Source organism: Streptomyces gelaticus, from assembly GCF_014649535.1.
Classification (GTDB): domain Bacteria; phylum Actinomycetota; class Actinomycetes; order Streptomycetales; family Streptomycetaceae; genus Streptomyces; species Streptomyces gelaticus.
Genome location: NZ_BMTF01000004.1, coordinates 197,161 through 220,996, shown reverse-complemented (window position 1 = coordinate 220,996; position 23,836 = coordinate 197,161). Strand labels below are relative to the sequence as shown.

The following is a 23,836-nucleotide window of genomic DNA, read 5'->3' as shown; positions in this document are numbered from 1 at the left end:
GGTCGTCCCGCTGTGAGCCGCCATTCAACGGCGGCCGCCCACAAGGGAGATCGGGGGTGTGTGCTCGTGCGGATCGGACTCCTCACCGACGGTGGTTACCCGTATGCGACCGGTGAGTCCGGGCTCTGGTGCGACCGTCTGGTGCGCGGGCTCGCGCAGCACGAGTTCGATCTCTTCGCGCTGAGCCGCTCCGCCGAACAGGAGGCACAGGGCTGGGTCCAGCTCCCGACGCAGGTCGGCCGGGTGCGGACGGCACCGCTGTGGACGGCCGACGAGAACACCCTGGGCACCCGGGCCTCCAAGGGGCTGCTGGCCCGGATGGTGACGGGCGGGGGCGCCCGTTCGTACGGACGACGCGAACGGCAGCGCTTCGAGGCGCACTTCGCGGCGCTCGCGGCCTCGGTCTGCGCGGCGGGCGCGGTGGGTGGCGAGGACGAGGCCCCCGGCGCGGGCGCCGGTGCACCGGGCGGCGAAGGACGTACCGCTGCCGCGGACGGGCAGTTCACGGACGGCCTGTACGGACTCGCCGAACTGGCCCGCGAACACGGCGGACTCATCGCGGCCCTCCGCTCCGAGACCGCCGTGCGGCTGCTCGAAGCGGCCTGCCGTGCCCCGGGCACCGGGCGCATCGTCCAGACCGCCACCGTCCCCGATCTCCTCGCCTTCGCCCGGGAGCTCGCCCGGGTGCTCCGCCCGCTCTCGCTCGACTGGTACGACGAGGAGGGCCTGGGTGCGGTCGACCTCTGCCATGCGACGGGCGGCGGGGCCGTCGCTCTGCCGGGGCTGCTGGCCAAACGCTTCTCCGGGGTGCCGCTGCTGGTGACCGAGCACGGCGCGCAGTTGCGGGCGCACTACCTCGCGGCGACCGGCGCACCGCTCAACGCGCCGGTGCGCGCCCTCCTCGCCTGCTTCCACCGGCGGCTCGCCACCGAGGTGTACCGGCAGGCCGCGATCGTCACCCCCGGCAACGCCCACGCCCGCCGCTGGCAGGAGCGGTGCGGCGCCGAGCGCGGGAAGCTGCGCACCGTCTACCCGGGCATGGCATCCGACCGCTTCACGGCGCTGGGGGAGAGCGGCGACAGCGGACCCGGCGGCACCCTGGTCTGGGTCGGCCGGATCGAGCCCGCCAAGGACCTGATCGCGCTGCTGCACGCCTTCGCGGAGGTACGGAAGGCCGAACCGGGCGCCCGGCTGAGGATCATCGGAGCCCCGGCCCCGGGCCCCGAGGGCGCCACGTATCTCGCGCACTGCCGGGCCCTCGCCGCCCAGCTCTTCCCCGACGAGGCCCCGGACGCGCATGCCGTCGGCGACAACCCGGTCTCCTTCGAGGAGATCGGCGGGGCCGAGGTGGCCGATCTGCCGGACGCCTATGCGGCGGGCGGGGTCGTCGTCCTGTCCAGCGTGGTCGAGGGCTTTCCGGTCGGTCTCGTCGAGGCGATGTTCTGCGGCCGGGCCACGGTGTCGACGGACGTCGGCGCGGTCGTCGAGGTCATCGGGGGCACGGGCCTCGTGGTGCCCCCGCGCAATCCCAGGGCGCTGGCCGACGCCTGTCTCGCACTGCTGCGGGATCCCGAGCGCCGTGCACGGCTCGGAGCGGCGGCGCGCGCCCGCGCACTCGAACTCTTCACCGTCGAACAGAACATCGCGGCTTTTCGCGGCATCTACCTGGAGCTGATCTTGCGTGCCCCGGTGCGCAGGGAGGCCGAAGCGGTGGACGCCGACGGCGAACCGCGGCCGTTCGCCATGCCGCCGGAGGCGCATGTCCTGGGCCCGTGGACGGCCTCGGTCCCCGCCCCGGCGGCCACGGCCGACCGCAAGCCCAGTTGGGCGGCCGGGTCCCGGGCCGTCTGTGCGGGAGCACCGGGAGCGGGTGGCGGCGATGCGTGAGCAGGGGCACGAGACGGCCGGACCGGACCGGAGCGGACCGGCCAGGTCCGACGCGGCCGGTGACGATCACGGAGGAATCACCATGGGCGGCCCGACCGAGGTGTCCGACGCACCCGCCACGCCGACCACCGGCGGAAGCTGGGACTTCCGCTCGCGGGCCCTGCTCTCTGCAACCCCTGGTACGCACGAGCAGCCAGGAACGCGCGAGCAGCCCGGGACGCACGAGCAGCCAGGAACGCGCGAGCAGCCCGGGACGCGCGAGGCCACCGAGTCCTGCCGGGCACCCGCGCCCTCCGTGGCCGCCCGCGCCCCCGAGGTCGCGCGCGCCGCCGCGGCGCGCCGGCCCCATGCCCCGCGCCGGGGCCCCGCCGACCCCGTGAAGTCGCTGATGCACCGGCACCGCGAGCTGTGCGAGCGGGCCGTCGACCCGCTGGAGGTCGCCGCCGGGCTCGAAGCCCATGGCGTCACCGACCGCACCGCCGCCCGCTACCGGCACCGCGACGTCTTCTCGCTCGCCGAGGAACTCTTCGCCCGGGTGCCCGCCGTGGCGGCGGAGTCCGCGGCAGGGCCCGGTGCGCCGGAGCGTGACGTCGCGACCCGCGCCGCATGGTCGCTCCGCGCGCTGCTGCCGGGCGCCGCCTGCATCGCGACCGCCGGCGCACTCGGGCTCACCGAGGGAGCGCTCGACGGCCGGGCACGGATCGCCATCGCCCTCACCGGAGCGCTCCTCGCGCTCATCGGTCTCGCCGTCAGCCTCCGTAGCGGCCCCCTGCACGCCGAAGGCCGGTCATCGGGCGCGGCCAAGGCGTACTGCTGCTGGCTCCTGGGCTATGTCCTGTACGGCGAACCGCTGCTCGACCAGGTGCTCGGCGGCGGTCCCGAGGGCCCCTGGGAGATCACCCCCGCACCGTTGCTGGGCCTGGCACTCTCGCTCGCCCCGGCCACCTGGTGCGCCCACCTCTTCTCCGTACACGCCCACCGCAGACTCAACAGCAGCCGCGCACTGGAGGAGTTCGCCGCGGGGGTGCGCCCCCTGTTGTCCGGGGCCGTCGCACTGCATCTGTGCGCCCTCGCCGTACTGCTGTACCTCGCGCATCTGGGGTACGGGGGCGGCGGGGCGTTCGTGGGGGCAGCCGCGCTCGGGGTGCTGCTCCTGCTCGCCCGGCTGCTGACCGTGCACGGGTTCCCCGGGCTCGCCGCCGGCGGGCTGGCCGTCGCCTGCGTGGTCGAGGCGCTGGCACCCGCTCTGGTCCTGGCCGGTCGGCTGCCCGGCCTGCACTTCCTCGCCCGCCCCGTCGACGTCCTCGTCCTGGCGTCCGGCACCGGATCCGTACCCGCGCTCGCGTGCGGTGCCTCCGCCCTGGGACTGCTGGTCGCCGCCACCGTCGTCCTCTCCAGGGCATCCGCCCACACCACCGCCCGGCCGGTCGATGAAGGCCCGGCCGCCGCGTAACCACCACAGCCGTACCACTGCCATCGCACGCCCCGCGGAGCCGACGCCGCGGGTCATTGCCCGCAACTGCGTCTCACTTCCTCAAGGAGAAACCGGACATGACCCCCCAATCCCCTTCACCGGCAGCTCGCCGTCGGCGCCGAGGGGGCGCGCGATGAGGGTTCTGCTGCTCGGAGCCAACGGATTCCTCGGCCGGTTCGTGGCCGACCGCCTGCTCGCCGATCCCGCCGTGCACCTCACGGCGCTCGGCCGCGGCGACGACGCCGACGTACGGTTCGACCTCGCCAGCGGCAGCCCCGGCGCGCTGACCCGCTTCCTGGACGCCGTCCACCCCGGAGTCATCGTCAACTGCGCGGGCGCCACCCGCGGCGGGGCCCGTGATCTGACCCGGCACAACACCGTCGCCGTCGCCACGGTCTGCGAGGCGATGCGGCGCAGCGGCTGCACGGCCCGGCTCGTCCAGGTCGGCTGCTCGTCGGAGTACGGGCCCTCGCAGCCCGGCTCGTCCACCGCCGAGGACGCGCTCCCGCGCCCCGGCGGCCCGTACGGCGTCAGCAAGCTCGCCGCCACCGAACTCGTCCTCGGCTCGGGCCTCGACGCGGTGGTGCTGCGGGTCTTCTCCCCGGTCGGTCCGGGCACCCCGGCCGGTTCCCCGCTCGGCAGGCTCGCCGAGGCGATGCGCCGGGCCATGCAGTCCGGCGACGGCGAGCTGAAGCTCAGCGGCCTCGGCGTGCAGCGCGACTTCGTGGACGTACGCGATGTCGCGCGCGCCGTGCACGCCGCCTCGCTCTCCGCCGCTCAGGGCGTCGTCAACATCGGCACCGGCCGCGCCGTGCGGCTGAGGGACGCCGCCGCCGTCCTCGCCAGGGTCGCCGGATACGCGGGCGCACTCCACGAGCTCGACGCGCCCCCGCCCCGGCTGCCCATCGGCGCCCCGCGCACCTCGACCGAGTCGGTCATCGAGCACCTCTCGGCGACGCCCTCCCCCTACCCGGACGGCTGCGGCGCCTGGCAGCAGGCCGATGTCCGCACCGCCAGGGACCGGCTCGGCTGGCGCCCCCGGATCAATCTGGAGGAGTCCCTCGCCGACATCTGGATGGAGGCGGCATGCCGCATCTGACCAGTACCGGCACGGCCCGCCGGACCAGCCGCGCCGAGCAGTTCGGCTTCGGTGTACCCGGCTACGCGCATCCGCTGCTCGCACCGGCCGAGTGGGCCGAGCTGGCCCGCCCCGGCACCCCGCTGCACTGGGCCGTCCTCAACATCGACAACGGCCCCGGTGCCCGCCCCGATCCGCACTGCCTGGAAGCCGCGGGCCGGCTCCGCAACGCGCGCGAGCGGGCCCTGCACGACGAGGATCCGCAGGACTCGGTACGGGCGGCGGGCGGCCGGCTCCTCGGCCATCTCGACCTGGCCTTCGGCAGCCGCCCCTTCGGAGAACTGATCGCCGACGCGCAGTCGTTCCTCGACTGGTACCGCGTCGACGGCTTCTATCTCGGCCGCTGCCCGGCCGAGCGCGCCCACCTCCCGGCGGTGCGCCGGCTCACCAGCACCCTCGCGACGCTCCTCGAAGACGGCGAGCGCCTGTACGGGCAGGGGAGCGGGCCGCTGGTGCTGGGTCTGGGCACCCATCCGTATCCCGGCTACGCCGAGGCCGCCGACCAGCTGGTCACCTTCAGCGGACCGTGGACCGACTACCGCTGGTCGCAGGTGGCGGAGTGGACCGCCTCCTATCCGCCGGAGCGGTTCGCGCACTTCGTCCACGGCGTTCCGCGCACCCATCTGGACGAGGCCATGCGCATCGCCCGCTGGCAGGGCGCGGGCACGATCTTCTTCACGGATCGAGACGGCCAACACGGACAAACAGACCCATTCGCGACGCTGCCCAGGTACTGGGACGAAATCGTCTCGCGGATCGGACCTGGTATCTCGGAATGAGAGGGGGCGTGGCAGTGTTACCGGAAGAACAACCGTACGTAGCTGAAGTACGTAGAAACCGACCACCTGCATTGTTGAGGTTCCTGTGTCGCTGCCACCCCTGGTCGAGCCCGCTGCCGAGCTCACCGTCGACGAGGTCCGCAGGTACTCCCGCCACCTGATCATCCCGGATGTCGGGATGGAGGGACAGAAGCGGCTGAAGAACGCGAAGGTGCTCTGTGTCGGTGCCGGCGGTCTCGGCTCGCCGGCCCTGATGTACCTGGCCGCGGCCGGTGTCGGCACGCTCGGCATCGTGGAATTCGACGAGGTCGACGAGTCGAACCTGCAACGCCAGATCATCCACAGCCAGTCCGACATCGGGCGCTCCAAGGCCGAGTCCGCCAAGGACTCGGTGCTGGGCATCAACCCGTACGTGAACGTGGTCCTTCACCAGGAGCGGCTCGAAGCCGACAACGTGATGGACATCTTCGCCCAGTACGACCTGATCGTGGACGGCACGGACAACTTCGCCACCCGCTATCTGGTCAACGACGCTGCCGTACTGCTGAACAAGCCGTACATCTGGGGCTCGATCTACCGGTTCGACGGCCAGGCGTCCGTCTTCTGGTCCGAGCACGGCCCCTGCTACCGCTGCCTCTACCCGGAGCCGCCCCCGCCGGGCATGGTCCCCTCCTGCGCCGAGGGCGGTGTGCTCGGGGTGCTCTGCGCGTCGATCGGTTCCATCCAGGTCAACGAGGCCATCAAGCTGCTCGCCGGCATCGGTGACCCGCTGGTCGGCCGGCTGATGATCTACGACGCCCTGGAGATGCAGTACCGCCAGGTCAAGATCCGCAAGGACCCCGACTGCGCGGTGTGCGGCGAGAACCCCACCGTCACCGAACTCATCGACTACGAGGCCTTCTGCGGCGTCGTGTCCGAGGAGGCCCAGGAGGCGGCGCTCGGCTCCACGATCACTCCCAAGCAGCTCAAGGAGTGGATCGACGCGGACGAGAAGATCGAGATCATCGATGTCCGTGAGCCGAACGAGTTCGAGATCGTCTCGATCCCGGGCGCGAAGCTGATCCCGAAGAACGAGTTCCTGATGGGCAGCGCCCTCCAGGACCTCCCGCAGGACAAGCGCATCGTCCTGCACTGCAAGACGGGCGTCCGCAGCGCCGAGGTCCTCGCGGTCCTCAAGTCCGCGGGCTTCGCCGACGCGGTCCACGTGGGCGGCGGCGTGATCGGCTGGGTCAACCAGATCGAGCCCGAGAAGCCGGTGTACTGAGACAGCGTTCGAACGCGGGGAAGGGGCCGGTCCGCTGGGACCGGCCCCTTCCCCGCGTCTCCGGGCCGCTCTACGAACAGGTCTTGCCGTCCTTCGGGACCATCCCGTCGAGGAAGTACGCGTCCACGGTCGACGTCACACAGGTGTTCCCGCCGTACGCGCCGTGCCCCTCGCCCTTGTTGGTGAGCAGGATGCCCACGCCCTTGCCCAGCTCGTCCGCCATCTTCCGGGCACCCTCGTACGGCGTCGCCGGGTCACCGGTCGTGCCGACGACCAGCACCGGACCGGCGCCCGGGGCGCTCGCCTCCGGGTTGTCGTGCTCACCCGGCACCGGCCACTGCGAGCACCAGCCCGCCGTGTCCCACGCCAGGAACGGGCCGAACACCGGGGACAGCTTCCGGAACTCCGGCAGCAGCGCCCTGGCCTCGTCCGCCGTCGGACGGGGCTTGCTGTCCGCACAGGAGATGGCGCGCTGCGAGTGGTTCTGGGTGTCGTAGTGGCCCTTCTCGTCACGGCCGTTGTACGAGTCGGCCAGCTGGAGCAGCATGGTGCCGGTGCCGTTCTCGGCCTCGTCCAGTGCCTGCGTCAGGAACGGCCAGCTGCTCTTGGAGTAGAGCGGCGTGACGATGCCGGTGATGGCCAGCGATTCGTTGAGCTCGCGGCCCGAACGGGTCGGCAGCGGCTTCTTGTCGATCCGCTCCAGCAGCTTCGCGATCCGCCGCGTACCCGCCTTCGGGTCCTGGCCGCGGTCCTTGAGGTAGTTCTCCAGCGCCCGCTGGAAGCCGGTCGCCTGGTTGCGGGCGTGCCCGATCGTGTCCGCCGTCGGATCGACGACGGCGTCCAGGACGGTGCGTCCGACGCGGGCGGGGAAGAGGTGCGCGTAGGTGCCGCCGAGCTCGGTGCCGTACGAGAAGCCGAAGTAGGTGAGCTTCTTGTCGCCGAGCACCTCGCGGATCAGGTCCATGTCCCGGGCGGCGTTCGTCGTACCGACATACGGCAGGACCTTGCCGGAGCGGTGCTCGCAGCCGGCGCCGAAGTCCGCGCCGTCCTTCAGGAACGCCGCCTCCTCCGCTGCCGTGTCCGGGGTCATGTCGACCTTCCGGTAGGCGGCCTCCTGCTCCTTGTCGGTGCGGCAGCTCACCCCTTCGCTGCCCGCGACCCCGCGCGGGTCGAAGCCCACCAGGTCGTAGCGGGAGTTGAGGTTGCCGTACGAGCCGGCGGCACGGGGCAGTATCGAGACCCCCGAACCGCCGGGGCCGCCGAAGTTGAACAGCATCGAGCCGAGGCGCCGGCTGGTGTTCTGGGCCTTCTTGCGGATCAGTGCGATCCCGATCGTCCCGCCGTCGGGCTTCGCGTAGTCCAGCGGCACCCGGACCGTCGAGCAACGCCACTCGGAGCCGGGGGCCCTCTCGCCCGCGCGGGCCTCGCAGCGCTTCCAGTCCAGTCGCTGGGAGGTGAGGGCCGCGGGCACCGGGGGTGTGCCCGGCTGCCCGCTCGGCGCGGTGGACGGCCCGTCGGCCGAGGACGCGGCATCGCGGTCCGTCCGGTCGTCCGGCTTGTCGTCCGTACCTCCGCCGCAGCCCGCGAGCAGCCCCGTCAGCAGAAGTGCGGCGCCGGCCAGAGCCCCGGCGCGTGCATGTGCGACCACGTGTGCGTCCTCCCCGATGTACCTGTACTCACGTCGTACAGAAAGTCCGCCCATGCTAGGGGGTGCCCACCGGGTGCACGCCGGGGATGCGTCGCTACTTGCAGACGGTTCCGGCCGCCGGAACCCTGCCGTCCAGCAGGTAGCCGCTCACGGTCTTCTGCACGCAGGCGTTGCCGCTGTTGTACGCGCCGTGCCCCTGGCCCTCGTACGTCATCACCACGCCGACGCCCTTGCCCAGCGCGTCGGCCATCGCCCTGGCGCCCTCGTACGGCGTCGCCGGGTCGCCGGTGTTGCCGACGACGAGGATGGGGGCCGCGCCCGGGGCGCTGACGTCCGGGGTCTCCCAGACGCCCGGCACCGGCCAGTCGGTGCAGCTCAGCAGGGACCAGCCCAGATAGTTGCCGAAGACCCGCGAGGCGGACCGGAACTCGGCGAGCTTGGCCTCGGTCTGGTCCGCGGTGAACCGCTGCTTGGAGTCGGCGCAGTTGATGGCGGTGTTGGCGGACGTCGAGTTGTCGTAGCGGCCGTTGTCGGCACGGCCGTTCAGCGAGTCGGCGAGGGCGAGGAGCAGCGAGCCGTTTCCGCCGTCGGCCTCGTCGACGCCCTGTTCCAGCAGCGGCCAGGTCTGCTTGGAGTAGAGGGCGGCCGCGATGCCGGTCGTCGCCAGGGTCTCCGTCAGCTGACGCGAGCCGAGTCCCTGGATCGGCTGCTTCTCCAGGCTGTCGAGCAGACCGGAGATGCCCTGCTCGACCTCCTTCGAGTTGGTGCCGGGAAGCTTGCAGGCCTCGCCGCGGTCGGCGCAGTCCTTGGTGAAGTTGTCCAGCGCGAGCTGGAAGCCCCTGGCCTGGCCGAGCGAGGCCTGCTCGGAGTCCAGCGTCGGGTCCACCACCGCGTCCAGCACCGACCTGCCGACGTTCTTCGGGAACAAGTGGGCGTAGACACCGCCCAGTTCGGTGCCGTAGGAGATGCCGAAGTAGTACAGCTTCTTGTCGCCGAGCACCTGGCGCATCAGATCCATGTCACGGGCGGCGTCGGTGGTGCCGACGTGCGGTAGCTGCCTGCCGGAGTTCTTCTCGCAGGCCGCCGCGAAGGTCTTGGTGCTGTTGACGAGGGTGTTCACCTCCGCGGGGGTGTCCGGGGTGCCGTCGATCTCGAAGCGGGCGTCGAGCTGCTTGTCGGTCTCGCACTTCACACCGTCGCTGCGGCCCACGCCGCGCGGGTCGAAGCTGACCAGGTCGTAGCCGGCGCGGAGCTTGTCGTAGTCGGTGCCGAAGGCGGGCAGGGTGGCGACACCGGAGGCGCCGGGGCCGCCGAAGTTGAAGATGAGGGAGCCGATCCGCTTGTCCGGGTTCTTGGCCCTGGCCCGGATCAGTTCCAGCCGGATCGTCTCGCCCCCGGGGTTTGCGTAGTCGAGCGGCGCCCGCATGAACGAACACTCCCAGGGGGTGCCGCCAGGCAGCGGGGACGGCGCCTTTCCGCTGCCCTGCGCGGGGGACGGGGCGGGGCAGGGCCTCCACGTCAGTTTCTGGGAGGCGAGGTCGCCGGAGGTGCTGGCCTCGGCGGCGTCCGCCGCGAGCGGCGAGCTCTGCGGCCCGTCCGGGCCTTCCTTGCCGCCGCTCTCCGAGCAGGCGGTGACGGGCAGGAGCACGGTGACGGCGGCGGCCAGGACGGCGGCGCGCAGGGCGGGGGAGGTCCTCATGCACTCATGGTGCGGCGGGGAGCCGGTCGCTGCACGGAGCACCGGTCCAAGCGGGTGGCGGACGCCCCGGCCGTCGCCCGACTGGCCTTGCGGGCAGCGCCGTACGGCGGCTGAGGGGGTGTCAGAGTTCACCCTTGCGGGTCAGATGGTTGAAGCAGAGCCAGCCGGGAAGCACCGGCAGCCACAGCGTCAGCAGGCGGAACAGCAGCACGGCGGGTGCCGCGACCTCCTTCGGCAGGCCGACCGCGATCAGGCCCAGCGTCAGCGCACCCTCGACCGCACCCATTCCGCCCGGTGTGGGCGCCGCCGACCCCAGCGCGTTGCCCGCGAGGAAGACCACCGCGATGCTGGCGTAGCTGAGATGCGGCACGTCCGGACCGCTGAACGCGCGGACCGAGGCGTCCAGACACATCACGAACATGCCGGTCAGCAGCAGCATTCCGCCGATGCCGGTCAGCAGCTTCTGCGGCCGCTGCACCACGTCGAGCATGCGCGGTACGACCCCGGCGAACAGCGACCGCACCCGCGTCACCACGAACTTCCGCAGGAACGGGACCGCCGTCACCACCAGCACCAGCACGGCGACCGTCAGCAGTCCGGCGATCACCGTCCTGGACGGGGTGAGCGAGGACGGCGTCCTCTCGGTGCCGGTCAGATAGCCGAAGGCCGCCAGCAGCAGGATGTGGCAGCCGAGACCGAACAGCTGCGAGGCGCCGACGCTCGCCACGGCCAGCCCCGGACGTACCCCGGCCCGTTGCAGGAAGCGGGTGTTCAGCGCCACACCGCCGACCGCGGCCGGGGCGACGATCTTCACGAAGGACCCGGCGATCTGCGCCAGCACCGTCTTGCCGAACGACACCCGCTCGGGCACGAAGCCCAGCAGGCTCATCGACGCCGCCACGTAGCTGAGGGCGGAGAAGGCGACCGCGGCCGCCACCCAGCCCCACTCCGCCTGCTCGACGACCGCGCCGAAATCGGCCTGGGTGACCTGCGAGATGAGGAAGTACGCCGCGATCGCACCGGCGATGCAGCTGAGCAGGGTGCGGGGCTTGATGCGTTCGAGACGCACCGGTTCGACCGGTGCCTGGGGCCGGATCCGCAGCACCTGCCGCCGCATCTGGGAGAGCAGGTCCTCCTCGCGGGCCCCGTCCAGGGCATCGTCCAGGGCACGCTTCTCGGCCTGCTTCTGGTTGCGCAGCGCCTTGCGGTCGGCCTTGCGGTCCGCCTTGTGGTCGGCGGCCTCGTGCTCGTGCGCTCTGGCCCGCTTGGCCGTGTCCGATGCCTCCAGCACCGCCTCGCGTTCCCGCTGCGAGCGCTCCCGGGCGAGCCGGCGCAGCGCCGCCCGGGTGGAGCGGCTCAGCGCGATCGGCTGGAGCAGCGGCAGGCAGTCCGCGACCGCGTCGGGGCCGAGCACCTCCAGCGCACCGGCGACGGCCCGCTCGGCGCCCACCCGCAGACCCGTCGTGGTCAGCAGCTGCGCGACATCCATCCGCAGGACCAGATCACCGGCCGCGATCTCGCCGCCGCGCAGATCGGTGACGAACACCTTGCCGGAATGGTCCACCAGGATGGCGTCGCCGGTGAGCCTGCGGTGCGCGATCCGCCGGGACTGGAGGGCCTTCACCTGGCGCCAGGCACCGTGCAGCAGCTCGTCGGTGATCTCCGAGTCCTCCAGCGCGTCCAGTGAACGGCCGCCGATGTGCTCGTACACCAGCATCACGGCGTCGGGTCCGAGCTCGGACGTGGCGATCAGTTTGGGCGCGTTCGCCCCGGCGGCGATCGCCGCATAGGCCAGCAGCGCCTCCTGTTCCAGGGCCTGGCGCAGCGACTGGAGGGAGCGGCGCTGGGTGATGCCGCGCAGGGTGAGCCTGCGCCACACCCGGTAGAAGAAGCCCTGGGCCTGCTGCTCGCGGTCGACGACCGTGACATCGAGCGGCGGCCCGTCCTCCAGCGAGACCAGGTAGCGGCGCCCCCGGTCGCTCTGGTCGCCCGACTCCGGGGCGTCGTCCGCGCGCATCGCGCTGACCGGGCGGAAGCCGACATGGCGCAGGCCGGCCATCAGATGCTGGCCGGTCGGCCGTACGTTCGGCGAGCCGACCGCGTACAGCGTGCCGTACGCGACGGTCCAGCCGATCAGCACGGTGAGGATGATCGAGAACGGGGTCGTGTAGCCGCCGACCAGCATGGCGAACGCGTCGAGCAGCAGCACCACCCACAGCACGACCCGCCAGCGCGGCCGTCTCGCCATGCCGACCGCCGTCATATAGGCGATCACCGGCGCGAGATAGCCGTGCACGGGATCGGTGAGCGCGTCACCGGGCTGCGGCTGGGTCAGGGCGTCCTGGATGGTGCCGGGGGCGGACTTGGCGACCCACAGGTCGGCGGCGAGCGTGACACCGTGGGCCAGTACGGCGGCGAGGACCCCGTCGGCGATCCGCAGACCGTCGCGTTTGATCAGCCGCTCGATGGCGAAGGCGACCGGGACGAGCAGAACGGCGATGCTGGAGATCAGACCCGCCATCTTGATCAGGATGTCGGGGGCCTGGCCGGTGCCCTTGCTGATGTCCTGTTCGAGACCGGTGGTCGTGCCGTGGGCGAACGCGGCGATCGAGAACAGGACGGCGATCGCCAGGACCCCGATGAGGACCCGCATGAGGTCGGAGGGGCGGTGCACCCGGGCGGGCAGCAGCGGTTCGTCTCCCGAGACGCGCTCGGCCTGCTCCTCCGCGGCGGTCGAGAGCGTCGAGCCGGCCAGGCGCCCGGGGAGCTCCCCCTGCCCGGCAGCGGGCTTCCCGGGCTCGGCACCGGGCTTCCCGGGCTTCCCGGCGGGCACGCGGGACGCGTCCGGCTGCGGCTCGGTGTCAGGGGCGTCCGCCGCCTTCGGTGGCTGCACGCCCTGCTCCTTCGTCGCCTCTGATTGGTCTTCGTGTTCTCGTATCACCGGTCACCGCCCGCACGATGGTGGCACGGCCCGGCGACGTGGGGGGGCATCAGGGTGCACTGCGCGGACATGGGAAGCGCAAGATACGCCCCTTTGCTTCCGCCCGCAGGCCCTGTGACCGGACGCACACGGACCGGGCCGGGATGTCGGTGGCGTACGGCAGGATGGGCCGGATGAGCCAACACCGCACGAGCGGCGACGGGACGGGCGACGACCGCGCGAGCCACGCACTGCCGGAGTACGCGGAGCGGGTGCTCGACGTCGCCGAGCTGATCCCGCCCGGCCGCGTCATGACGTACGGCGATGTCGCCGAGTGGCTGGACGAGGGCGGTCCGCGCCAGGTCGGCCGGGTCATGTCGCTGTACGGGGCCGCGGTGCCGTGGTGGCGCGTGGTGCGCGCCGACGGGGCGCTGCTCCCGGGCCACGAGCTGCGGGCGCTGGACCACTACCGCGCGGAGGGCACCCCGCTGCGCGAGGCGTCGCGCGGCGCGGAGGGCCATCTGCCGCGCCTCGACATGAAGCGGGCACGGTGGGACGGCGTCGCCGTGGACGGGGGCGCGGACCGGGACAAGGGCGGAGGTGCTCACAACTGACAGCTTCCGCCATCCGGCGGCACAGCGGGCGGCGCCGGGGCCGTACGACGTACCCGACTTCCAGGAAGTGCCCCAAGGTGCACGGGTAGTGATCGAGTGTGTGCGGAAAGCGACTTCCGGATGGGCTCGTGACATTCGACGCGACGGGACCGCGGCCGCGCGGAGTGACGGAAAGCACGGCCGGGTGCGCGACGGCGTCCGCGCCCCGGGACGTGACGAGGCACGCAGCGTTCCCGTCCCGGAACATGACGAAGCACGCAGCGCTCCCGTCCCGGAACGTGACGAGGCACGCAGTGCTCCCGTCCCGCATCGCGCCCCCGCTGGCGTAGCTTCGTAAGTTCGCGGCGCGCACCGCATCCTCAACACCAGTACACCCACCAGGACCGGCGATCCACGTGAGCTCCTCCTCCTTCACCCGGCACAGTCCGCACCGTCAGTCACGGCAGCGGTCCGCGGGCGCGTACCGTCTCGTGCGCACCCCGCCGGGCTCCGTGGACCCTCCTCTCCTGGACGCGGCACAGCGCGCGGTGGTTGATCACCCCGGCGGCCCGCTCCTGGTGCTCGCCGGGCCGGGCACCGGCAAGACGACCACGCTCGTCGAGGCGGTCGCCGCCCGCATCGCACGGGGCGGCGATCCGGCCCGCGTCCTGGTGCTCACCTTCAGCCGCAAGGCCGCCGTGGAGCTGCGCGACCGGATGGCCGACCGCCTCGGTGCCGCCCGCGGCCCGCAGGCCACCACCTTCCACTCCTTCTGTTACGCCCTGGTCCGTGCCCACCAGGATGCCGACCTCTTCGCCGAACCGATGCGGCTGCTCTCCGGACCGGAACAGGACGTCACCGTCCGCGAGCTGCTGGCCGGCCAGCTCGAACTGGAGCGGGACGGCTTCGCGCACATCCGCTGGCCCGACGAACTGCGGGCCTGCCTGACCACGCGCGGCTTCGCCGACGAGGTACGCGCGGTGCTGGCCCGCAGCCGCGAGCTGGGCCTGGGGCCGGACGCGCTGGCCGCCTTCGCCCGCCGCACCGGCCGGCCGGACTGGGGCGCCGCCGCCGAGTTCCTCGCCGAGTACCTGGACGTGCTGGACGCGCAGGGGGTGCTGGACTACGCGGAGCTGGTGCACCGGGCGGTGCTGCTCGCGGAGCGCCCCGAGGTGTCGGTGCTGCTCGCGGGGCAGTACGACGCGGTGTTCGTCGACGAGTACCAGGACACCGACCCGGCACAGGTCCGGCTGCTGCACGCGCTGGCCGGCAACCGGGGGAGCGCCCCGGGCGCCGGGGGCGGCCGGGACCTGATCGCCTTCGGCGACCCCGACCAGTCGATCTACGCGTTCCGGGGCGCCGATGTGAACGGCATCCTCGACTTCCCGGAGACGTTCCGGCGGGCGGACGGCAGTCCGGCCCCGGTCGGCGTGCTCACCACCTCGCGGCGCTCCGCCGGACAGCTGCTGGCCGCCACCCGGCTGCTCACCCGCCGGATGCCGCTGACCCGGCTGCCCTCGGCGAAGGTCCGCGCCCACCGGGAGCTCACCGCGGTCCGCGAGGGCGGCAGCGTGGAGGCGTACACCTATCCCACCGCGTCCACCGAACTCGACAACATCGCCGATCTGCTGCGCCGGGCCCATCTGGAGGACGGCGTCCCGTGGAGCGAGATGGCGGTGCTGGTACGGGCCGGGGGCCGTACGATCCCCTCCCTGCGCCGGGCCCTGACGTCGGCGGGCGTCCCCCTGGAGGTCGACGGGGACGACCTTCCCCTGCGCCACGAACCGGCGGTGGCACCGCTTCTGACGGCCCTGCGCGCGGTCGCCACGGCTGCCCTGCACCGGGGTGCGCCGGGCTCGGAGGAGGCCGCGGAGGCGGCGGAGGATGTCGCAACGGACGCGGTGGACGCGGCGGACGCGGCGGACGCGGCGGTTCCGGCAGTGGATGCGGCGAACGCGGCGAACGCGGTGGACGCGGACGAGGGTGCGGCGGCTCCGGCGGTGGACTCGCACGAGGACGCGGCGGCGGCCTCCTGGCTGGACACCGAGACCGCCCTGACCCTCCTCGCCTCCCCCCTCGGCTCCATGGACGCCGCCGACCTGCGCCGCCTCGGCCGCGCCCTGCGCGACGAGGAGCGGGCCGCCGGGAACCGCGTACCGGCCCCCTCCGGCGAGCTGCTGGCCCGAGCGCTCGCCGAGCCCGAGCGGCTCGTGGCGCACGATCCGGCGTACGCCCGCGGCGCCCAGCGCCTCGGCGCACTCCTGCGCAAGGCCCGCGAGCTCCTCGAAGGCGGCGGCACCGCGGAGGAGGCCCTGTGGGCCCTGTGGTCCGGCACCCCGTGGCCCGGCCGGCTGGAACGGGCCGCACTGCGCGGCGGCGCGGGCGGCCGCAACGCCGACCGCGACCTCGACGCCGTCTGCGCCCTCTTCGACACCGCGGCCCGCGCCGAGGAACGCACCGGCGGGCGCGGCGCGCTCAACTTCCTGGAGGAGGTCGACGCCCAGGACATCGCCGCCGACACCCTCTCCAGGCGCGCGGTGCGCCCCGACGCCGTACGGCTGATGACCGCGCACCGCTCCAAGGGCCTGGAGTGGCACCTCGTCGTCGTTGCGGGTGTGCAGGAGGGGCTCTGGCCGGACCTGCGCCGCCGCGGTTCGCTGCTGGAGGCGGACCGGATCGGCCGCGACGGCCTGGCCGAACCGCTCACCCCCGGCGCCCTCCTCGCCGAGGAGCGCCGGCTCTTCTACGTCGCGGCGACCCGTGCCCGCGAACGGCTCGTCGTCACCGCGGTGAAGGCGCCCGCCGACGACGGCGACCAGCCCTCCCGCTTCCTCACCGAGCTGGGCGCCGAACCGCGCGACGTCACCGGCCGCCCGCGCCGCCCCCTCGCCGTCGCCGCGCTCGTCGCCGAACTCCGCGCCACCACCGTCGACCCCGAAGCCTCCGACACCCTGCGCGAGGAGGCCGCCCGCCGCCTCGCCCGGCTCGCCGCGCTCACCGACGACGAGGGCCGGCCGCTCGTACCCGCCGCCCACCCCTACCGCTGGTGGGGCCTGTACGAACCCACCCGCTCCGCCGTCCCGCTCCGCGACCGGGACCGGCCCGTGACCCTCTCCGGCAGTGCGCTCGACCAGCTCGCCAACACCTGCGCGCTCCAGTGGTTCCTCGGCCGTGAGGTGAAGGCGGACGCCCCGGCGACCGCGGCCCAGGGCTTCGGCAACGTCGTCCATGTACTCGCCGACGAGGTGGCCTCCGGACGAACCCCCGCCGATCTCGACGTCCTGATGGAGCGGCTGGACTCGGTCTGGGACGGTCTCGTCTTCGACGCCCCCTGGAAGTCCCGGCAGGAGAAGGAACAGGCACGGGCCGCCCTCGAACGCTTCCTGCGCTGGCACGTCATGGACCGAGCCGGCCGCGCCCCCGTCGCGAGCGAGCACGACTTCGACGTGACGCTGGAGGCGGGGGAGTACGAGGTACGCATCCGGGGCTCCATGGACCGTGTCGAGCAGGACGCCGAGGGCCGGGCCTATGTCGTCGACTTCAAGACCGGCAAGCAGTCCCCGACCAAGGACGAGGTCGCCCGCCACCCCCAGCTCGCCGTGTACCAGCTGGCCGTCCGGGAGGGAGCCGTCGACCAGGTCTTCGACGGCCGCCGGCCCGAGTCCGGCGGCGCCGAGCTCGTACAGCTGCGCCAGCCCGCAGCCAAGAAGGAGGGCGGCGAAGCCCACCCCAAGGTCCAGGCGCAGGAACCCCTCGCCGGTGAATGGGTCCCCGAACTGCTGGCCACCGCCGCGGGCCGGGTGCTGGACGAGCGCTTCACCCCCACAGCCGGCCAGCACTGCACGCACTGCGCCTTCCGGGCCTCGTGCAGCGCACAGCCGGAGGGCCGCCACGTCCTGGAGTGAGCGGGGCGGCCGGGAATCGGGCGGCCCGCACGCCGTCGGTGCGTCTGCCGGCGCGCGCGTTGTCGGTGCGTCCGCCGGCCCGCGTGCTGTCGGTGCGTCCGGTTAGCCTTCCTGGGGTGTCCTCACGTATCACCGATCCCGAGCAGCTCAAGGAGCTCCTCGGGATCCCCTTCACCCCGGAGCAGACGGCCTGCATCACCGCGCCGCCCGCTCCGCAGGTGATCGTGGCCGGGGCCGGGTCCGGGAAGACCACGGTGATGGCGGCACGCGTGGTGTGGCTGGTCGGCACCGGCCAGGTCGCCCCCGAACAGGTCCTCGGGCTCACGTTCACCAACAAGGCGGCCGGTGAGCTCGCCGAGCGCGTCCGCAAGGCCCTGATCGCGGCGGGGGTCACCGATCCGGACGCCATCGACCCGGACGCCCCCCCGGGCGAACCCAGCATCTCCACGTACCACGCGTTCGCCGGCCGGCTCCTCACCGAGCACGGGCTGCGCATCGGACTCGAACCCACCACCCGCCTCCTCGCCGACGCCACCCGCTACCAGCTCGCCGCCCGCGTACTGCGCGAGGCCCCCGGCCCCTACCCGTCCCTGACCAGGTCCTTCCCCACCCTCGTCAGCGATCTGCTGGCCCTCGACGCCGAGCTCGCCGAACACCTCGTACGCCCCGAGCGGCTCGCCGAGTACGACACGGAGCTGCTCCGCACGCTGGAGACCGCCAGGCTCAGCAACGCCGAGCTGCGCCGGATCCCCGAGACCGCCGAGGCCCGTGGCGAGCTGCTCCGGCTGACCCGGCGCTACCGCGAGGCCAAGAGGAGCCGGGACCTCCTGGACTTCGGCGACCAGATCGCGCTCTCCGCCGAGCTGGCCCTCACCCGCCCCGAGGTCGGCACGATCCTGCGCGAGGAATTCCGGGTCGTGCTGCTCGACGAGTACCAGGACACCTCCGTCGCCCAGCGCCTGCTGCTCTCCGCCCTCTTCGGCGACGGCCCCGGGGGGAGGACCGGGCACGCCGTCACCGCCGTCGGCGACCCCTGCCAGGCGATCTACGGCTGGCGCGGCGCGTCCGTCGCCAACCTCGACGACTTCCCGCTGCACTTCCCGCACGCCGACGGCACCCCCGCCACCCGCTACTCCCTCAGTGAGAACCGCCGCAGCGGCGGCCGGCTCCTGCATCTCGCCAACGGCCTCGCCGCACCGCTGCGCGCCATGCACGAAGGCGTCGAGGCGCTGCGCCCCGCCCCCGGTGCCGAGCGCGACGGCACCGTCCGCTGCGCGCTGCTGCGCACCCACGCCGAGGAGATCGACTGGCTCGCCGACTCGATCGCCCACCTGGTGAGGACCGACAGGAAACCCGGCGAGATCGCCGTCCTGTGCCGCACCGCGGGCGACTTCCCGGAGATCCACGCCGCGCTGGTGGCCCGCGACATCCCGGTCGAGGTCGTCGGCCTGTCCGGGCTGCTGCACCTTCCCGAGGTCGCCGACCTCGTCGCGGTCTGCGAGGTGCTCCAGGACCCCGGCGCCAACGCCTCCCTGGTCCGGCTGCTCACCGGCCCCCGCTGGCGGATCGGCCCCCGCGACCTGGCCCTGCTCGGCCGCCGGGCCCGGCTCCTCGTCCACCGCGCGGCCCACGGCGACGACGAGGACTTCGACCCCGACCGCCGGCTCGCCGAGGCCGTCGAGGGCATCGACCCGGCCGAGGTGATCTCGCTCGCCGACGCGCTGGACACCTTCCTCGAATCGGGTGGGGAGGAGGACGACGGGCTGCCGTTCTCCGCCGAGGCCCGCATCCGCTTCGCCCGACTCGCCGCCGAGCTGCGCGACCTGCGCCGCTCGCTGGCCGACCCGCTGATGGACGTACTGCACCGGGTCCTCGCCACCACCGGCCTGGAGGTCGAGCTCTCCGCGTCGCCGCAGGCCCTGGCCGCCCGCCGCCGTGAGACCCTCGCCAACTTCCTCGATGTCGCGGCCCGCTTCGCCGCCGTCGAAGGCGAGGCCACCCTCCTCGCCTTCCTCGGTTTCCTGCGCACCGCCGTCCAGTACGAGAAGGGCCTGGACAACGCCCTGCCCGGCGGCGAGGACACCGTCAAGGTCCTCACCGCCCACAAGTCCAAGGGCCTGGAGTGGGACGTCGTCGCCGTGCCCGGTCTGGTCAGCGGCCAGTTCCCCAGCGGCCAGTCCCGTGACGCCTGGACCGCCCAGTCCAAGGTCCTCCCGCACGCCCTGCGCGGGGACCGGGCCACCCTCCCCGATGTGCACTCCTGGGACGCCAAGGGGCTCAAGGCGTTCAAGGAGGAGATGAAGGAGCACCAGCACACCGAGGAGCTCCGTCTGGGATACGTCACCTTCACCAGACCCCGCACCCTGCTGCTCGGCTCCGGCCACTGGTGGGGCCCGTCCCAGAAGAAGCCGCGAGGCCCGTCCGGCTTCCTGCACGCGCTCTACGAGCACTGCGCGGCCGGGCACGGCGAGATCGAGGCCTGGGCCGACGGGCCGGCCGAGGACGAGAAAAACCCGGCGCTCGACGCGGAGACCGCCGACCAGGCGTGGCCGCTGCCGCTGGACGAGACCGCACTGACCCGTCGCCGGGCCGCCGCGGTCACGGTGCTGGCCCACCTGGAGGCCCTCGCCAGGACCGGCGGTGTGCCGGACGCGCACGGGGCGCTGCCCGACGAGGCTCCGGAGCCGGACGCCGACGCCTACGACGACGCCCCGTTTCCCGACGACGAGGCGTATGCGGACGACGCCCCGTTCCCGGACGAGGCATTCCCGGGCGAGGGTTTCCCGGACGACGCCGAGGACTGGGACGCGCTGTCGACGGAGCGCCCACCGGCCCCCGCCCGTACCGCCGCACCCACGCCGCACGTTCCCGCGGCCCGAACCCCCGAGCCCGCCGGGCCGCACCGCCTCACCCCCGAGGAGGCCCGCACCCTCGCCTCCTGGGACCGCGACCTCGACGCCCTCACCGGCGAGCTGCGCCGGGCCCGCGCCACCGTGCGCGACGTCCTCGTACCCGCGTCGCTCTCCGCCACCCAGCTGCTGCGCCTCGCCGACGACCCCGACGGCTTCGCCCAGGAGCTGGCCCGCCCCATGCCGCGGCCCCCGCAGCCGGCTGCCCGCCGGGGCACCCGCTTCCACGCCTGGGTGGAGTCCCGTTTCGAGGAGCTGCCGCTGCCCATGCTCGGCCCCGACGAGCTGCCCGGCGGTGACGAGAGCGACGCCGAGATCGCCGACGAGCGCGACCTCGCCGCACTCAAGGAGGCCTTCGAGCGCACCCCGTACGCCCGCCGCACCCCGTACCGCGTCGAGACGCCGTTCCAGATCACCCTCGCCGGCCGGGTGATCCGGGGCCGCATCGACGCGGTGTACCGCACCGGGGACACGTACGAGATCGTCGACTGGAAGACCACCCGCACCAACACCGCCGATCCCCTCCAGCTCGCGGTCTACCGCCTGGCCTGGGCGGAACTGCACGGCCTTCCGCTCACCGACGTCATCGCCACGTTCCTGTACGTACGCAGCGGCGAGACCGTCCGTCCCACCCGTCTCCCGGGCCGGGCGGAACTGGAACGGATCCTGCTGGACGAGCCACCGCCCACGGCATAGGCGGCATCCATCGAGGCGGCGGCATTCCCGCGCCAGAACTGCTCGACTCGCTCTCCCTCCTCGCGGCCGGGCACCGGGCACTGTCCCGCGGGGCCGTTCAACCGGAGGAGCGGCGCTGCCGGGTGTCCGGTCACAGCGGGGGCAGTGCGGCCGGTGCCGCGGGCGGGCGGACCCCGCCGGGCGAGGCACTAGGCTCAAGGCCATGAGCGACACCCCGGACAGCGCCGTCCGTACGTACACCGAGCAGCACCGCACAGCCTTCCTGGACGACCTCGCCGCCTGGCTGCGCATCCCGTCGGTATCCGCCCAGCCGGTCCACGACGGGGACGTTCGGCGCAGCGCCGAGTGGCTGTCCGCCAAGCTCGGGGAGACCGGCTTCCCGGTCACGGAGATCTGGGAGACGCCCGGCGCCCCCGCGGTCTTCGCCCACTGGCCGTCCGACGACCCGGACGCCCCGACCGTCCTCGTCTACGGGCACCACGACGTGCAGCCCGCCGCCCGCGAGGACGGCTGGGACACCGAGCCGTTCGAGCCGGTGATCCGCGACGGCCGCATGTACGGGCGGGGCGCCGCCGACGACAAGGGGCAGGTGTTCTTCCACACACTCGGCGTCCGGGCCCACCTCGCCACCACCGGCCGCACCGCCCCCGCCGTCAACCTGAAGCTCCTGATCGAGGGTGAGGAGGAGTCCGGCTCGCCGAACTTCCGCGCCCTGGTCGAGGAGCGGGCCGACCGGCTCGCCGCCGACGCCGTGATCGTCTCCGACACCGGCATGTGGGACGAGTCGACCCCCACGGTCTGCACCGGTATGCGCGGCCTCGCCGAGTGCGAGATCGAGCTGTACGGCCCCGAGCAGGACATCCACTCCGGTTCGTTCGGAGGCGCGGTCCCCAACCCGGCCACCGCCGTGGCCCGGCTCGTCGCCGCGCTGCACGACGCGGACGGCCGGGTCGCGATCCCCGGCTTCTACGACGGTGTGGCCGAACTCACCGACACCGAGCGTGCGCTCTTCGCCGAGCTGCCCTTCGACGAGGCGACCTGGCTGCGTACCGCCAAGTCCCGTGCGGCATCGGGCGAGACCGGATACTCCACGCTGGAACGCGTATGGGCCCGCCCCACCGCCGAGGTCAACGGCATCGGCGGCGGCTACCAGGGCGCCGGAAGCAAGACGATCATCCCGTCCTCCGCCCTGGTGAAGATCAGCTTCCGGCTGGTCGCCGGCCAGGAACCCGACCGCATCCAGCAGGTGGTCCGGGCCTGGGCCGAGGCGCAGGTCCCGGCCGGTGTCGGGCACCGGATCACCTTCTCCCCGGCCACCCGCCCCTGTCTGACCCCGCTGGACCACCCCGCCCTGCAGGCCGTGGCCCGCGCCATGGGACGGGCCTTCGGCCGCAAGATCCTCTTCACCCGTGAAGGGGGCTCGGGACCCGCCGCCGACCTCCAGGACGTGCTGGGCGCTCCCGTCCTCTTCCTGGGCATCTCCGTACCGTCCGACGGCTGGCACGCCCCCAACGAGAAGGTCGAGCTGGACCTTCTGTTCAAGGGTGTGGAGACGACCGCGCACCTCTGGGGCGAGCTGGCCGCCGCACTCCGCTGAATCCTCTGAACACCCGATCCGTCCCGGGGGAGTAGGAAGCACCTGTGAGCACCTTCGACAACGCCACCGACCGGCCCATCGATCTCACCGCGCCCAGCGGCATCGACCGTGCCGCGCACCACCGCCTCGACGAGGCATGGCTGTCCGCCGCGTGGAGCCACCCGACCACCCGCGTGTTCGTCGTCTCCGGCGGCCAGGTGCTGATCGACGACACCGCCGACGGCGGCACGGAGATCGTCATGACCCCGGCCTTCGAGGCCCCGGTCACCGAGACCCACCGCTACTTCCTCGGCACCGACGAGGACGGCGTCAGCTACTTCGCGCTCCAGAAGGACTCCCTGCCCGGCCGCATGGACCAGCCCGCCCGCCCGGCCGGCCTGCGCGAGGCCGGTCTGCTGCTCGGTCCGCGCGACGCGGGCCTGATGGTGCACGCGGTGGCCCTGGAGAACTGGCAGCGCCTGCACCGCTTCTGCTCCCGCTGCGGCGAGCGCACGGTCATCGCGGCGGCCGGTCACATCCGCCGCTGCCCGGCCTGTGGCGCCGAGCACTACCCGCGCACCGATCCCGCGGTGATCATGCTGGTGACCGACGACCAGGACCGCGCCCTGCTGGGCCGCCAGGTGCACTGGCCCGAGGGGCGCTTCTCGACGCTCGCGGGTTTCGTCGAGCCGGGGGAGTCGATCGAGCAGTCCGTGGTGCGCGAGGTGTTCGAGGAGGCGGGGGTCACGGTCGGCGAGGTCGAGTACATCGCCAGCCAGCCCTGGCCGTTCCCGTCGAGCCTGATGCTCGGTTTCATGGCGCGGGCCACCTCGTCCGAGATCGATGTGGACGGCGAGGAGATCGAGGAGGCCCGCTGGTTCTCCCGCGAGGACCTGAAGGCCGCCTTCGAGTCGGGCGAGATCCTGCCCCCGTACGGCATCTCGATCGCGGCACGCCTGATCGAGCTCTGGTACGGCAAGCCGCTCCCGAAGCCGGGCACCGTCGGCTGACCCCGCACCTGCGGGCGAACGCCCCCTCCGGTGCTCGACCGGAGGGGGCGTCCTCGTACTGCGGGAGAGGCGGGATCAGGCGGCGAGCGCCTGCTTCACCTGCGCCAGGGACGGGTTCGTCATGACGGCCTCGGCGCCCGTGGAGCCGACCACCAGGACGGTGGGAACGGTCTGGTTGCCCCCGTTGGCCTTCTCGACGAAGGCCGCGGACTGCGGGTCCTGCTCGATGTTGATCTCGTTGTAGGCGATGCCCTCGCGGTCCATCTGGCTCTTGAGCCGGCGGCAGTAGCCGCACCACGTGGTGCTGTACATCGTCACAGTGCCCGACATGTCTTCGC

The 23,836-nt window shown here is 73.0% G+C and carries 14 protein-coding genes; 10 read left to right on the top strand and 4 right to left on the bottom strand.

Going from position 1 to position 23,836, the window contains the following annotated elements; all coding sequences use genetic code 11:
* Positions 1-66 precede the first annotated feature (66 nt).
* From IE107_RS07840 to moeZ, 5 genes are all read left to right on the top strand, one after another.
* A complete protein-coding gene (locus IE107_RS07840; protein ID WP_189542912.1) occupies positions 67-1,887 on the top strand; it encodes a glycosyltransferase in 1,821 nt (606 codons plus the stop codon).
* The gene (locus IE107_RS07835) at positions 1,880-3,340 is read left to right on the top strand and encodes a hypothetical protein (protein ID WP_229866758.1); all 1,461 of its coding nucleotides are present in this window, start codon (positions 1,880-1,882) and stop codon (positions 3,338-3,340) included. Before IE107_RS07840 ends, IE107_RS07835 begins: the two co-directional genes overlap by 8 nt.
* A gap of 154 nt (positions 3,341-3,494) precedes the next feature.
* Complete coding sequence (locus tag IE107_RS07830; protein WP_189542510.1) at positions 3,495-4,460, top strand: NAD-dependent epimerase/dehydratase family protein; 966 nt, start codon at positions 3,495-3,497, stop codon at positions 4,458-4,460.
* Positions 4,448-5,278, top strand: coding sequence for a spherulation-specific family 4 protein (locus tag IE107_RS07825; protein WP_189542508.1), 831 nt, complete (start codon positions 4,448-4,450; stop codon positions 5,276-5,278). The genes IE107_RS07830 and IE107_RS07825 overlap by 13 nt, the downstream gene beginning before the upstream one ends.
* Positions 5,279-5,363: 85 nt before the next feature.
* Entirely contained in the window at positions 5,364-6,542 is a 1,179-nt protein-coding gene (gene moeZ / locus IE107_RS07820; RefSeq protein ID WP_189542506.1) for an adenylyltransferase/sulfurtransferase MoeZ, read from the top strand.
* Positions 6,543-6,612: 70 nt separating this feature from the next.
* Here moeZ and IE107_RS07815 read toward each other — a convergent pair whose 3' ends face one another.
* The 3 genes from IE107_RS07815 to IE107_RS07805 form a co-directional block, all read right to left on the bottom strand.
* Positions 6,613-8,190 carry an alpha/beta hydrolase gene (locus tag IE107_RS07815; RefSeq protein ID WP_189542504.1) on the bottom strand — a complete coding sequence of 526 codons (1,578 nt, stop codon included), beginning with the start codon at positions 8,188-8,190 and terminating at the stop codon, positions 6,613-6,615.
* 94 nt (positions 8,191-8,284) lie between these two features.
* A complete protein-coding gene (locus IE107_RS07810) occupies positions 8,285-9,889 on the bottom strand; it encodes an alpha/beta hydrolase (protein ID WP_189542502.1) in 1,605 nt (534 codons plus the stop codon).
* Between the two features lie 121 nt (positions 9,890-10,010).
* Complete coding sequence (locus IE107_RS07805) at positions 10,011-12,782, bottom strand: lysylphosphatidylglycerol synthase domain-containing protein (RefSeq protein ID WP_189542500.1); 2,772 nt, start codon at positions 12,780-12,782, stop codon at positions 10,011-10,013.
* A 221-nt stretch (positions 12,783-13,003) separates the two neighbouring features.
* Between IE107_RS07805 and IE107_RS07800 the strand changes: the two genes are divergently transcribed.
* From IE107_RS07800 to nudC, 5 genes are all read left to right on the top strand, one after another.
* Complete coding sequence (locus IE107_RS07800) at positions 13,004-13,423, top strand: MGMT family protein (RefSeq protein WP_229866757.1); 420 nt, start codon at positions 13,004-13,006, stop codon at positions 13,421-13,423.
* 395 nt (positions 13,424-13,818) lie between these two features.
* Positions 13,819-17,307 carry an ATP-dependent helicase gene (locus IE107_RS07795; RefSeq protein ID WP_189542497.1) on the top strand — a complete coding sequence of 1,163 codons (3,489 nt, stop codon included), beginning with the start codon at positions 13,819-13,821 and terminating at the stop codon, positions 17,305-17,307.
* 116 nt (positions 17,308-17,423) lie between these two features.
* Positions 17,424-20,912: an ATP-dependent helicase gene (locus tag IE107_RS07790; RefSeq protein ID WP_189542495.1), complete on the top strand. Its 3,489-nt coding sequence runs from the start codon at positions 17,424-17,426 to the stop codon at positions 20,910-20,912.
* A 202-nt stretch (positions 20,913-21,114) separates the two neighbouring features.
* Positions 21,115-22,509 (top strand): dipeptidase, encoded by a 1,395-nt coding sequence (locus IE107_RS07785; protein ID WP_189542493.1) that lies wholly within the window; start codon positions 21,115-21,117, stop codon positions 22,507-22,509.
* 44 nt (positions 22,510-22,553) lie between these two features.
* The gene (nudC, locus tag IE107_RS07780) at positions 22,554-23,498 is read left to right on the top strand and encodes an NAD(+) diphosphatase (protein ID WP_189542491.1); all 945 of its coding nucleotides are present in this window, start codon (positions 22,554-22,556) and stop codon (positions 23,496-23,498) included.
* Between the two features lie 75 nt (positions 23,499-23,573).
* On the opposite strand, the gene IE107_RS07775 is transcribed toward nudC, so the two are convergent.
* Positions 23,574-23,828, bottom strand: coding sequence for a mycoredoxin (locus tag IE107_RS07775; protein WP_072483861.1), 255 nt, complete (start codon positions 23,826-23,828; stop codon positions 23,574-23,576).
* Positions 23,829-23,836: the final 8 nt, after the last annotated feature.